At 67.7% G+C, this 13,375-nt stretch carries 10 protein-coding genes; 8 read left to right on the forward strand and 2 right to left on the reverse strand.

The window, feature by feature from the left end; translation table 11 throughout:
* Positions 1-32: 32 nt before the first annotated feature.
* From VGL85_RS16765 to VGL85_RS16775, 3 genes are all read left to right on the forward strand, one after another.
* Positions 33-1,064, forward strand: a complete 1,032-nt coding sequence (locus VGL85_RS16765; RefSeq protein ID WP_331590125.1) for an alpha/beta hydrolase — start codon at positions 33-35, stop codon at positions 1,062-1,064.
* 316 nt (positions 1,065-1,380) lie between these two features.
* On the forward strand, positions 1,381-2,340 hold the full coding sequence (locus VGL85_RS16770) for a hypothetical protein (RefSeq protein WP_331590126.1): 960 nt from the start codon (positions 1,381-1,383) through the stop codon (positions 2,338-2,340).
* Between the two features lie 112 nt (positions 2,341-2,452).
* A complete protein-coding gene (locus tag VGL85_RS16775; protein ID WP_331590127.1) occupies positions 2,453-2,884 on the forward strand; it encodes a DUF1801 domain-containing protein in 432 nt (143 codons plus the stop codon).
* A 22-nt stretch (positions 2,885-2,906) separates the two neighbouring features.
* On the opposite strand, the gene VGL85_RS16780 is transcribed toward VGL85_RS16775, so the two are convergent.
* Entirely contained in the window at positions 2,907-3,644 is a 738-nt protein-coding gene (locus VGL85_RS16780; RefSeq protein WP_414695294.1) for a haloacid dehalogenase type II, read from the reverse strand.
* The gene (gene gdhA / locus VGL85_RS16785; RefSeq protein ID WP_331590128.1) at positions 3,641-4,999 is read right to left on the reverse strand and encodes an NADP-specific glutamate dehydrogenase; all 1,359 of its coding nucleotides are present in this window, start codon (positions 4,997-4,999) and stop codon (positions 3,641-3,643) included. Before gdhA ends, VGL85_RS16780 begins: the two co-directional genes overlap by 4 nt.
* Positions 5,000-5,213: 214 nt before the next feature.
* On the opposite strand from gdhA, the gene VGL85_RS16790 reads away from it, so the two are divergent.
* The 5 genes from VGL85_RS16790 (at position 5,214) to VGL85_RS16810 (ending at position 13,366) form a co-directional block, all read left to right on the forward strand.
* Positions 5,214-6,860: an acetolactate synthase large subunit gene (locus tag VGL85_RS16790; RefSeq protein WP_331590129.1), complete on the forward strand. Its 1,647-nt coding sequence runs from the start codon at positions 5,214-5,216 to the stop codon at positions 6,858-6,860.
* A gap of 25 nt (positions 6,861-6,885) precedes the next feature.
* The gene (locus VGL85_RS16795) at positions 6,886-8,334 is read left to right on the forward strand and encodes an aldehyde dehydrogenase family protein (RefSeq protein ID WP_331590130.1); all 1,449 of its coding nucleotides are present in this window, start codon (positions 6,886-6,888) and stop codon (positions 8,332-8,334) included.
* Between the two features lie 59 nt (positions 8,335-8,393).
* Positions 8,394-9,227 carry a metallophosphoesterase gene (locus tag VGL85_RS16800; protein WP_331590132.1) on the forward strand — a complete coding sequence of 278 codons (834 nt, stop codon included), beginning with the start codon at positions 8,394-8,396 and terminating at the stop codon, positions 9,225-9,227.
* 2 nt (positions 9,228-9,229) lie between these two features.
* On the forward strand, positions 9,230-11,071 hold the full coding sequence (locus VGL85_RS16805; protein ID WP_331590134.1) for a CHASE2 domain-containing protein: 1,842 nt from the start codon (positions 9,230-9,232) through the stop codon (positions 11,069-11,071).
* 111 nt (positions 11,072-11,182) lie between these two features.
* Entirely contained in the window at positions 11,183-13,366 is a 2,184-nt protein-coding gene (locus VGL85_RS16810; protein WP_331590135.1) for a TonB-dependent receptor domain-containing protein, read from the forward strand.
* Positions 13,367-13,375 lie beyond the last annotated feature (9 nt).

Here is a 13,375-nt window from a genome sequence, read left to right on the forward strand (position 1 = left end):
CCATCCTGCGGCCGGCGGATGAGGGGATCGGCTTGAAAAGCATCTTCAAATGGGCCGCGATCGCGATCGTGGCGAGCCTCGCGCTCCTGCTGGCGACCGGCGCGGTCTGGGAGCAGGTCGAACGCCGGCAGGTCGCGGCCGCCTACCCGGCCCCCGGCCGTCTCGTCGACATCGGCGGCGGGCGGCGGATGCAGATCGAGTGCCGGGGCGCGGGAAGCCCGACGGTGGTCTTCGAAACCGGGCTCGACTACTTCGGCGCGCTGGCCTGGTCCAAGGTGATGAGCCCCGTGGCGCAGATCACCCGCGCCTGCGCCTACAGCCGCGCCGGGATCGTCTGGAGCGACGACAAGCCCGGTCCCCATGACGCCCTGGGCGCCGCGCACGACCTCCACGCCACCCTGGCCGCGGCCGGCGAGACGGGACCGTTCGTGCTGGTCGGCCTTTCGATGGGCGGCCCGCTGATCACCACCTATTCGGGGCTCTACGGCGACCAGGTCGCGGGCCTGGTCTATGTGGACGCCTCGCACCCCGATCAACTGAAGCGTTTCGAGGCGGTGCTCGGAAAGAAGTCGGGCGGCGGAATGACCGCCTTCGTGCAGGACCTCGGCGGGAACCTCGCCTGGACAGGCGGGCCACGCCTAGTGGCGATGGCGGCCCGCAACAACCACGCCGAATCGACGGCGACCATGCCGCCTCGAGCCAAGGAGATCGCCCTGGCCTTCTTCGCCACCTCGCTCCGGCCGCTAGCGGCGGAACGCGATGCGCTGCCCGAGACCTTTGCCGAGGCCGGCGCCTATCGCAACCTGGGCGCAAGGCCGGTGGTCGTCCTGACGCGTGGAAAGCCGGCGCCGGCCGGCGAGCTGTCCCCGGCGCAGGCCGCGGCGTGGGACAAGGCCTGGCCCGCGATGCAGCAGGACATGGCGCGGTGGTCCTCCCGCGGCGTGCAGCGGACCGTCAGCGACGCCAGCCACTACATCCCCAACGACGACCCCGACGCGGTCATCGCCGCGGTCCGCGAGGTGGTAGGCGAGGTGCGCGCGGGGCCCGGCCCCCGGGCGCCCTAGGCTGGAAACTCAACCAATACATTGATTTTCTTATATAACGTCATAGCCGGGCTTGTCCCGGCTACCCATACGCACCGATGGCGCCGGATGAAGAGCGGCGTAGATGCGGTGATCTCGCTTGCGAATGGCAGTGTCTATGGGTGGCCGGGACAAGCCCGGCCATGACGGTTGAAGAATGATTGAGTCATCAACCTAGAGCCTGGGTTCGCGGAGTTCCACCAAGACTCCGCCGCATTGTCACGAACGCCGTTCGGTGACCACTCTGTCGGCTGGGCCGCGCGCGGGGCGTGGGCCGGCCGGCGGGAGGGGATCGGCGATGAGACGGAAACTGGCCGGGAGCCTCCTCGCCTGCGCTCTCTGCGCCGCCGCCGCCAGCGCCGCCGCCGGGCCGCGCGCCGCCGTCGCGCCCAGCCAGGCCCGCGCGACGATCGAAGGGACCTGGTCGCACAACTACGTCCTGGTGTTCGAGTCGCCGGCCAAGTGGCCCGCCCTGGTGGTCAGCGAGCACGACGCGCCGGCGGTGGCCGCCATCGAAGCCAAGCAGATCTCCGACTTCTTCGCGCAGGGGCTCGATCCGGAAGTGCCGGCGCTCATGACCCAGATCGACGGCCTGCCGCTCGTGCGCGGCCAGCGGCGCACCCGCATCCTGGTCGACCCGGCCGACGGCAAGCTGCCCTACCGCCCGGAGATCCTGAAGGCGATGCACGGGCCGCCGCCGCCCGAAAGCTTCGACAACCCGGAAGATCGCCCCGCGCCCGAGCGCTGCCTGACCGGCGTGGGCCAGCCGCCGCTGGTCAGCCTGACCTTCGCGATCGTGTTGCAGATCGTCCGCACCAAGGCCGCCGTCGCCATCCACACCGAATACGGCGACGAGGTGCGCGTCGTGCCGATCACCGACACGCACGGCCCCAGGACCAGCTACAGCCGCATGGGCGACTCCATCGGCCATTGGGAAGGCGACACCCTGGTCGTCGAGACCATCGGCCTGCCCGACGACGACAGCTTCCGGATCGGGCCGATCTTCATCGTCTCCGGCGCCGCCAAGGTGACCGAGCGGTTCACCGCGGTGTCCGACAAGGAGCTGCTCTACCAGTTCACCGTCGACGATCCGAAGACCTACACCGCCCCCTGGCGCGGCGAGTTCTCGTGGTACCGGACGGACAAGCTGATGTACGAGCACGCCTGCCACGAGGGGAACTATTCGCTCCCCAACATCCTGGCCGGCGCCCGCCACGAGGAAGCGACCGCCAAGGCCGCCGCGGCGGCCGGGAAATAGGGCGCCCAGCGCCGGCGACGTCGGGAAAATCCGCCCAACCCTGTCGAATTCCGCCGGGCTCGTTCGTCGTTCCGGTAAGACGCCGGAAGACCGGCTCGGGGAGGATCCTGGCATGACCGTGCAGGCGCAGATCGATGGCTATATCGCCGACCAGGCGCCGCCGAAACGCGACGACATGCAGGCCTTGCATCAACTCGTCCTCAAGTCGGCGCCAGGCTGCAGGCTCTGGTTCCTCGATGGACGAAACGACCAAGGGAAGGTCGTCTCCAATCCGAATATTGGATACGGGTCCCAGACGCTGACCTACGCCGGCGGCGACAGCCGGGAATTCTACCGGGTGGGCCTGAGCGCAAACACGGCCGGGATTTCCGTTTACATCGTGGGCCTGGACGACAAGACCTACCTGTCCGAGACCTATGGAAAGCGGCTCGGAAAGGCCAGCGTCACCGGCTACTGCGTCAGGTTCAGGAGCCTGAAGGACGTGGATATCGACGTCGTCGAAGAGATGATCGCCAGCCACATGGGCGCGGCGCCGGCGCGCTGAGGATCGGGAGCGGTCCGCGCGCTCACGCCCCCAGCTGAGCCGCCAGGTCGACGAAGTCGCTGGCCGTCAGGTCGACGAAGCGGTCGGCTTCGAGGTCCGCACCCCCGGCCGGGCCATACTCCAGGGGGCGGGCCACGAAGGCGGTCGACAGGCCCACGGCCTTGGCCGCCTGCAGGTCGCCCAGGTGGGCGGCGACCATCATCACCTCGGCGGGCGCAAGGTCGAGGAACGCGGCGGCGCCGAGATAGACTTCGGGGTCCGGCTTGTAGTGGCGCACCAGCTCCGCGCCCAGGATGCAGTCCCACGGCAGGCCCGCGAACCGCGCCAGATCGATCATCAGGGAGATATTGCCGTTGGAGAGCGGCGCGATGGTGAACCCGCGCCGCAGCCGGGTGAGGCCGGGCACGGCGTCCGGCCAGGGCGTCAAGCGGCGCCAGGCGCGGTTGAGCTCCGCCAACTCCGGCTCCGGAACGCCGCCCACCCCGAAATCGGCCAGCACCTGGTCGAGGATCAGGCGGTGGAGGCGGTCGAGCTTGGTCCAGGGCAGCTCGCCGCTCCGCACGCGCTGCATGGCCGGCAGGTAGCCGGCCCGCCAGGCGTCGGCGAACCTTTCCGGATCGAGCCGCAGGCCATGCCGCACGGCGAAGGCCCGCACCGCCGCGGCGACGCTGGTGCGCCAATCCACGACGGTGCCGAAGACGTCGAAGACCAGGGCCTTCGGCGCGAACGCGGACGCGTCCTGTCGGTGCGTCGGCGTCAGACCACCCCGTAGGCCAGCATGGCGTCGGCGACCTTCTTGAAGCCGGCGATGTTGGCGCCGCGGACGTAGTCGATGACCTTGGAGCCCTTCTTGCCGCCGTATTCGGCGCAGCGCTCGTGGATGCCGCTCATGATGTCCTGCAGCAGGCGCTGGAGCTCTTCTTCCTTCCAGGAGATGCGGGCCGAGTTCTGGCTCATCTCCAGCCCCGAGACCGCCACGCCGCCGGCGTTGGCCGCCTTGCCCGGCGCATAGAGGATGCCGGCCGCCTTGAACTTGTGCACGGCGTCGAGGTTGGACGGCATGTTGGCGCCCTCGGAGACGGCGATGCAGCCGTTCTTCAGCAGGGTGTCGGCGTCGGGCCCCAGCAGTTCGTTCTGGGTCGCACACGGCAGCGCCAGGTCGCATTTCACGCCCCACGGCGTCTTGCCGGCGTGGAATTCGGAGCCCTTGAACTCCTTGGCGTATTCGCTGATCCGGCCGCGGCGCTTGTTCTTCAGCTCCTTCACCCAGTCGATCTTGGCCTGGGTCATGCCCGCCGGGTCGTGGATGAAGCCCTCGGAGTCGGAAAGCGTCACCACCTTGCCGCCCAGGGCGTGGCACTTTTCGGCGGCGTGGGTGGCCACGTTGCCGGAGCCGGAAATGACGATCGTGTGGCCGTCGATGTCCTTGCCCTGGGTCTTCAGCATGTTCTGCAGGAAGTAGGTGGCGCCATAGCCGGTGGCCTCGGTGCGGATCAGGCTGCCGCCGTACTCCAGGCCCTTGCCGGTGAGCACGCCCTCGAAGGTGTTGGTCAGGCGCTTGTACTGGCCGAACATGTAGCCGATCTCGCGCCCGCCCACGCCGATGTCGCCGGCCGGCACGTCCACGTCGGCGCCGATGTGCCGATAGAGCTCGGTCATCAGGCTCTGGCAGAAGCGCATGACCTCGTTGTCGGACTTGCCCTTGGGGTTGAAGTTCGACCCGCCCTTGCCGCCGCCCATGGGCAGGCCGGTGAGCGCGTTCTTGAAGGTCTGTTCGAAGGCCAGGAACTTCAGCACGCTCTCGGTCACCGTCGGGTGGAACCGCAGGCCGCCCTTGTAGGGGCCGATGGCGTTGTTGTTCTGCACCCGCCAGGCGCGCTGGACGCGGATGGCGCCATTGTCGTCCTGCCAGCAGACGCGGAAGGAGAGCACCCGGTCGGGCTCGGCGATGCGGCGCAGGATCTGGGCCTTGTGGTAGGCCTCCTTGTCCTGGATGAAGTCGTAGATGTCCTCGGCGACCTCGGTCACCGCCTGGACGAACTCCGGCTGGCCCGGATTGCGCTTCTTCACGCCCTCGATGAAGGTCGAAAGGTCGACGTGGTCTGATACAGCCATTTCTCGTTTCCCCAGATGCCTGGCCCGCGCGCAGGACGCCCCTAGCGCGCCTCAGCCAGTCCCCGGCCGCTAGATAACAACGTATTTGGGCCGAGCTTAAGCCCCCAAGGCCAAGGTTCTTTACGCCGAACGCCGATCCCTCTTCACAAACTGGCGCAAATGGACGCCAATCGCGGGATCGGTCCAAGAGCTGGCCGAGTGGGGGCGCACGCACATGACCAAGGCTTCTGACCTGTTTGTCGCTTGCCTGGAGGAAGAAGGCGTCGAGTACGTCTTCGGGGTTCCCGGCGAAGAGAACCTGGACTTCCTGGACAGCCTGTCGCGCTCCAAGAAGATCAGGCTGATCCTGACCCGCCACGAGCAGGGGGCCGGCTTCATGGCCGCCACCTATGGCCGCCACACCGGCAAGGCCGGGGTCTGCGTCGCCACCCTGGGCCCCGGCGCCACCAACTTCGTGACCGCCGCGGCCTATGCCCAGCTGGGCGGCATGCCGATGATGATGATCACCGGCCAGAAGCCGATCAAAAGCTCCAAGCAGGGCCGCTTCCAGATCCTCGACGTGGTCTCGATGATGGGGCCGCTGACCAAATACACCCACCAGCTGGCCAGCGCCGACAACATCCCCTCGCGCATCCGCGAGGCCTTCCGCCTGGGCCAGGAGGAGAAGCCCGGCGCGGTCCACCTGGAGTTCCCGGAGGACATCGCCCACGAGCAGACCGACTCCACGCCGTTTGCGAAGAGCAACGCGCGCCGGCCGATCGCCGACGAGAAGTGCATCAAGGCCGCGGCCCGGCGGATCGAGAAGGCCAAGTCGCCGATCCTGGTGATCGGGGCCGGCGCCAACCGCACCATGACCAGCCGGATGCTGACCCAGTTCATCGAGAAGACCGGCATCCCCTTCGTCTCGACCCAGCTCGGCAAGGGGGTGGTCGACGAGACCAGCCCGAAGTTCCTGGGCTGCGCGGCGCTGTCGGCCGGCGACTTCGTGCACCGCGCGCTGGGCGCGGCGGACCTGATCATCAACGTCGGCCACGACGTGATCGAGAAGCCGCCGTTCTTCATGCAGAAGGGCGGCGCGGAGGTGATCCACATCAACTTCCGCTCGGCCGAGGTCGATCCGGTCTACTTCCCGCAGTACGAGGTGATCGGCGACATCGGCAACGCCATCTGGCAGATCAAGGAAGACATCCTGCCCCAGGGCGGATGGGACTTCTCCAAGATGATGAAGGCGCGCGAAGCCGAGGTGGCTCATACCGCCGGCCAGGTCGACGACGCCCGCTTCCCGATCTATCCGCAGCACCTGGTGGCCCAGATCCGCAAGGCCATGCCGGCCAACGGCATCATCTGCCTGGACAACGGGGTCTATAAGATCTGGTTCGCGCGCAACTATCCGGCGCGGATGGCCAACACCGTGCTGCTGGACAATGCGCTGGCCACCATGGGCGCGGGCCTGCCCAGCGCCATGGCGTCCTCGATGGTCTATCCGGACCGCAAGGTGATGGCGATCTGCGGCGACGGCGGCTTCATGATGAACAGCCAGGAGATGGAGACCGCCGTCCGCCTGGGCCTCAACATCACCGTGCTGATCCTCAACGACAGCTCCTACGGCATGATCCGCTGGAAACAGGCCAACATGGGGTTCAAGGACTGGGGCCTGACCTATGGCAATCCGGACTTCGTGAAGTACGCCGAGAGCTATGGCGCGAACGGCCATCGGGTCGGCTCGGCGGCCGAGCTGCCGAAGATCCTCGAGAAATGCCTGAACACGCCGGGGGTGAACCTGATCGACTGCCCGGTGGACTATTCCGACAACGACCCGATCCTCAACAAGCAGATCAAGGAGCTGAGCGCCAAGGTCTGAGCGACCGAAGCGCGCCCATCCGCCCATGTCCGCCCCTGCCCTCAAATCCTCCTATCCGCTCTACCTGGCCAACGCGGCGAAGACCCCGAACCAGGACCTGGTCGTCACCGACAAATACACCGGTAAGGAAGCGACCCGGGTCGCCCAGGCCGACGCCGCCACCATCGACGCCGGCATCGCCGCGGCGGTGGCGGCGACCGAGCCGATGGCGGAGATGGCCGCCTATGAGCGCCAGGCGGTGCTGAACCACTGCGTTTCCCGCTTCACCGAGCGGTTCGACGAGCTGGCGCTGGCGCTCTGCGTCGAGGCCGGCAAGCCGATCCGCGACGCCAAGGGCGAGGTCACGCGCCTGATCGACACCTTCCGCATCGCCGCCGAGGAGAGCGTGCGGATCACCGGCGAGGTGCAGCCGCTGGACATCTCGCCGCGCGCCAAGGGCTATCAGGGCATGTGGAAGCGGGTCCCGATCGGCCCCTGCTCGTTCGTCTCGCCGTTCAACTTCCCGCTGAACCTGGCGGCCCACAAGATCGCGCCGGCGCTGGCGGTCGGCTGCCCCTTCGTGATGAAGCCCGCCAGCCGCACGCCACTGGGCGCGCTGATCATCGGCGAGGTGCTGGCCGAGACCAACCTGCCCAAGGGCGCGTTCTCGATCCTGCCGGCGCACCGCGAGGGCGCGGACCTGTTCACCACCGACGAGCGGCTGAAGCTGCTGTCCTTCACCGGCTCGCCGGACGTGGGCTGGGACCTGAAGGCCCGGGCCGGCAAGAAGAAGGTGGTCCTCGAGCTGGGCGGCAACGCCGCGGTGATCGTCGACGAGACCATCTCCGGCGCCGACCTGGAGGACGCGGTCGAGCGGATCATCTTCGGCGCCTTCTACCAGTCGGGCCAGTCCTGCATCGGCGTGCAGCGGATCATCATCCACGCGGCGGTCTACGACGAACTGCGCGAGCGGCTGGTGGCCAAGACCAGGACCCTGATCGCCGGGGACCCGAAGGACGAGAAGACCTTCATCGGGCCGATGATCGACGTGAAGGAGGCCACGCGCCTGGACAACTGGATCCAGGCCGCCCAGGCCGCCGGCGCCAAGGTCCTCTGCGGCGGCAAGCGCGACGGGGCCATGCTGGAGGCGACCCTGGTCGAGGGCGTCGGCCACGACGCCAAGCTCTATGCCGAGGAGGCGTTCGGCCCGGTCGCCATCCTGTCGAAATTCACCGACTTCGAGGCCGCCCTGGACGAGGTGAACGACTCCAAGTTCGGCCTGCAGGCCGGGCTGTTCACCCGCGACCTGTTCCGGACCATGCGCGCCTGGGACCGGCTCGACGTCGGCGGCGTGGTGGTGGGCGACGTGCCCAGCTACCGGGTCGACAACATGCCCTACGGCGGGGTCAAGGACTCCGGCCTGGGCCGCGAAGGCGTGAAATTCGCGATGGAAGACATGACCGAAATCCGCAACCTGGTCATCCGCCGGCGCTGAAGCCACGTACTGAGTTAAATCGAGCCCGTTTCAGTTCGCGTGCGCCCGGGGAGGCTTTCGTGTTGACGATCGCGCAGATCACGGACCTGCACGTCACGACGGCCGCAGACCCGCTGAGCCAGATGCGCAACGAACAGCGCCTGCGCCAGGTGCTGGCCTCGATCCACGCGCTGAAGCCGCGGCCCGTGGCCATCATCGCCTCCGGCGACCTGGTCGACCATGGCAAGCCCGAGGAATACGCCGCGCTGAAAGCGATCCTCGCCGAGGCGGAGATCCCGATCTATTTCGCGCTCGGCAACCACGATCGCCGCGCGCCCTTCCTGGAGGTGTTCGGCGGGCCCTTCGCGCCGCTCGACGAGACCGGCCTCGTCCAGTACGCGGTCGACTTCGACGGCCTGCGCATGGTGGTCTGCGACACCCTGAGCGAGGGTCACCAGTTCTCCGGGTTCGACGAAGCCCGCGCGGCGTGGCTGGCCCGGACCCTTGACGCGGACCGGTCCACGCCCACCATCGTGGTCATGCACCACCCGCCGATCCTCTCCGGCGTCCGCTGGATGGACCCCGACCCCGACGCGCCCTGGATCGGCCTGCTGGCCGAGACCCTGCGCGAGCGCGAGCAGGTGCGCGTGGTGCTGTGCGGTCACGTTCATCGCGCCTTCCACGGCCTGCTGGCCGGCCGGCCGGTGGCCACCGCGCCGGCCAGTTCCATCCAGGTGACGCTCGACCTGAGGCCGGTGGACATGGGCCGGCCCGACGGCCGTGAGCTGCTGACCGCCGAGCCGCCGGGCTATGTGCTGGTGGCGGCCGAGAACGGCCGGGTGACCACCCACATCTGCGTCGCCGGCGCGTTCGAGCCGGCCGTCGCCTACACCCGCCCCTTCGGTTTCACCTGACGATGGCGGACCGGCCGAGCGGACTGTTCGCCTTCCTCTCCCGACGCCTTTCGGCGCTGCGCGAGTCGGGCGGCCGCTGGGCCGACATCCAGATCTTCGCCGGCGTGGCGCTGGCCGCCACCGTCGTCGCCCTGGCGCTGAACGTCACCTCGCCGTTCCGCTTCGTGGAGAACCAGACCTACGACTTCCGGGTCTCCTACACCGCCCGGCCCGCCCAGCCCGACTTCGTGATCGTCAAGATGGACGACGCGGCCGACCAGGCGATGAGCGACGCCTCGCCCTGCCATTGCCTGGCGCCGATCAACAAGGCCTGGCTGGGCGACCTTTTGGCGACGCTCGACAAGAAGGGCGCGCGGGCGATCGCCGTCGACTACCTGCTCGACACCTGGACCCCGAACTCCGGCGAGTTCGAGGACTTCTCCAAGCGCATCGCAGGCATCAAGGCCCCGATCGTGGTGGGGGCCGATCCGGCCCGCAAGCCGGGTGTCGACTACCCCGTCGATCCCAAGCTGCACTACGCCGACAGCCGCGCCCTGGTGCACATGGACTACGACAACGTCATCCGCCACTACGACCCCCTGCCCAGCCGGATGCGCGCGCTTTCCGCCGAGGTCGCCGCCGTGCTCGGCGTGACGCCGCCCACCAAGCCGTTCGCCATCCGCTATCGGGCGCCCTACCCCGGCGCGACGGCGGAGAACCGCGGCGCCGTCGCGCCGTCCTATTCCGCGGCCTATGCGGCGGTGCTGCCGGACGCCTTCTTCAAGAACAAGATCGTGTTCATCGGCGCGGTGGCGCGCTCGGCCCACGCCGACGCCGACAACCTGCCGGAGGACATGCACGCCACGCCGCTGCGCCTGCTGCCCGGCAATGGCGCCGGCACCCCGGGGGTCGAGGTCCACGTCCATGCGCTGAGCCAGATGCTGGCCGGCGACCAGATCAAGACCGCGACGCCGCTGGCGGTGGGGCTGATCGTCTTCGCCGCCGCCCTGGGCGGGGCGGGCCTGGGCCGCGGCGCGGTGCGCTGGTGGATGGCGATCGGCATCGTCCTGGGCGGGGTGACCGTGGCGGTGATGGTGGCGTTCGCGGCGTTCTACGCCCTGGCCTTCGTCATGCCGATGACCGCCCCGGGGGTCAGCTTCGCCGTCGCCTTCTTCATCATGAGCCGCCTGACCGCCGCCGAACTGCAGACCCAGCGCGCCTTCTATTCCTCGACGCTGGAGCGCTATCTGGCGCCGCAGGTGATCGACAACATCGTCGAGGGCAAGGAGGCGGTGAAGATCGGCGCCGAGGCGCGCGAGATCACGGTGATGATCTCCGACCTGGAGAACTTCTCGAACCTGGTGGCGACCCTGCCGCTCGACACCTTCCAGCATGTGATCAACGGCTACCTCGACGGCATCCTGGAGATCCTGTGGAACCACGGGGCGATGATCGACAAGATGACCGGCGACGGGGTGATCGTGATGTTCGGCGCGCCGGTGGCCTATCCCGACCACGCCGACCGGGCGCTGGCCTGCGCCCGCGAGATCGACGCCTTCGCCGAGGACTACCGCGCCAGGATGATCGCCGAGCACGGGGTGTTCGGCGCCACCCGCATGGGCCTGGATTCCGGCACGGGCCTGGTGGGCAACTTCGGCGGCGAACGGCGCTTCAACTACACGGCCTATGGCGAGGTGGTGGTGATCGCCGCGCGACTGGAGGCGGCCAACAAGACCTTCGGCACCCGCATCCTGTTCTCCAACGAGACCCTGCGCCGGGCGACCGCCACCGAGGGCGCCAGGCCGGTGGGCGAAATCGAGCTGAAGGGCGTGCCGGTCCCGGTCTCGGCTTTCACCCTGACCTAGGCGCGCGCGATCGGCGGGCGCGGAGCACGCCGCCAGTTCACCTACCCAGCGTTGCCGTTGGGCCGATGGCCGTCCAGAGTCGCCGCATGGCCCTCCGGTCCGGGAGAAGACATGATAATTGCGGCCTACCTGTTGGCGTGGTCGCTGGACGGCGCCCAGCCGCAGGACCCCGCTCCGCCGGCGAAGCCGGCGGCCAACGCGCCTCCATCCGGTACGGTGGTGCAGGGCGTCACGGTCAACGGGAAGACGCCCGACCTCGAGGTTTCGATTGATCGCCGCAGCTACTCCATCCTGAACGATCTGCAGGGCCAGGCGGGCAGCATCTCCGACGCGCTGCGGAATATCCCATCCATCCAGATCGATATGTCCGGCGGCGTCAGCCTGCGGGGGGACAGCCACGTCGTGGTCCTCATCGATGGAAAGCCGTCGATGCAGTTCAGCGGGTCAAACCTGGCCCAGGCGATCCAGAGCACGCCCGCCAATCAATTCGAGCGCGTCGAGGTCATGACGAACCCGTCCGCCGAGTTCAGGGTCTATGGCTCGGGCGGCATCATCAATCTGATCACCAGGAAAGCGCGGGGGGCTGGCCGGACCGGGACGTTTCGCGCACAGCTTGGCAGCCAGGAGCGTGGATCGCTGGCAGGCACGTTCGGGTACAATTCAAACAGGCTGAGCGTCGTGGGCGACCTCAACTATCGCAAGGACCCGCAGACGACCCACTCGGTGGACGACCTGTCGTTCCCCGGCTCTCCAGCCGCGGGCGCCGGCAACGAGACGGATCGAACCATAACCGGCGTCCATCAGAGCGGGGCGCAGGGCCATGTCGGCCTCGACTACGACCTGAGCGACAAGACCCATTTCAGCGGCGCCGTCCGCAGCCTCTATCACGACGCCAGCACCTCCACGGCCGAGGGACTGACGGCCTTCGCTGCGGACGGCCCGCTGCAATCCCAACTGGAGCGCCAGGGGCGCGATCACGTCACCCAAGCCGCCGGCGAAGTGACCCTCGATCTGCGCCACAAATTCTCAGCCGACCGCACCCTGGAGTTCAACGTCTTTGCCGGCGACCTGGAAATATCCGACGCTCAGAGCAACCAGACTGTTCCATCGTTTCCATCAGCCGGCGCGCCGAGTCAGTCCGAGGCCACGGGGCAAGACATTTCCACGAAGGCCGTTGATCTTACGGTGAACTACCAGCAATCGCTCTCTGGAAGAGCCAAGCTCAAGCTGGGCTACGACTTCTCGGACTATCTGACCCACGACACCGACACAGCGGCCTTGGGGACGACGTTCGGCGACTTCGCGCCGGATCCGGGACTGTTCCATCGGTTTGAAGACGACACGGTGTCCAACGACGCCTTCGTCACCTACGAGAATACGATCGGCAGCCTGAACTATCTCGCAGGCCTGCGATACGAGTACACGTCCCTGCGCCTTACGGAGACCTTGGCGGGGTTCCGGCTCGATCCCAACTATCCGGAACTCTATCCGACGCTCCATGTGAGTTACGATCTCGGCGGCGGAGCGCGGGTGACAGGGAGCTATTCCCGAAAATCCAGCGTGCCGAGCTATGTGCAGCTGGCGCCTTTTCAACTCCAGGAGTCTTCCAAGCTGATCGCTGTCGGCGACCCTGATTTGAGGCCGCAGGTCACGAATTCCTACGAGCTGGGCTATGAACACCGCGGCGAGGGCGGCGCCAACGTCCAGGCGACGCTCTACTACCGGCAGATCGACGATGCGTTCGGCTTCGTGGAGTCCGACCTCGGCAACGACGTCATCCTGCAGAAAACGGCGAACGTCGGGAAGCAGAGCAACGGCGGTCTGGAGGTGGTGGTCGGCCGGCCCATCTCGTCCAAGATCAGCGTCAATGTCAGCGGCGACGTCTACGAGACGAGCCTGGACACCGCCAATGTGGGCCTGCAGCGACGGCGGACGGTGGTTACCGGGTTCGGCCACGCCAATGTGGACTGGCAGGTGACCCCGAAGGACCTGGCCCAGTTCAACCTGTTCGTGAATGGCGAGCGGCTGCTGCCACAGGGATATGTGCTGCCGACCTATGGCGCGAACATCGGCTACAGGCACATCATCGACAACAGGCTGTCGTGGACCTTTGTCGTCCAGGATCCCTTCCACACCCTGCGCAACAGGACCGTGCTCAGCCTGCCCGGCGGCGAGACCATTCGCTCCCTGGATATTCGCGACACAAGATCGGTTTCGCTGACCCTGGTCTGGAACTTCGGGGGAAAGCCAACGGGGCCCAACTTCGATTTCGTGTCCGGCGAAACCGGGGGATAGGCGCCCTCG

Origin of the sequence: Phenylobacterium sp., from assembly GCF_036501465.1 — a bacterium.
Lineage (GTDB): Bacteria > Pseudomonadota > Alphaproteobacteria > Caulobacterales > Caulobacteraceae > Phenylobacterium.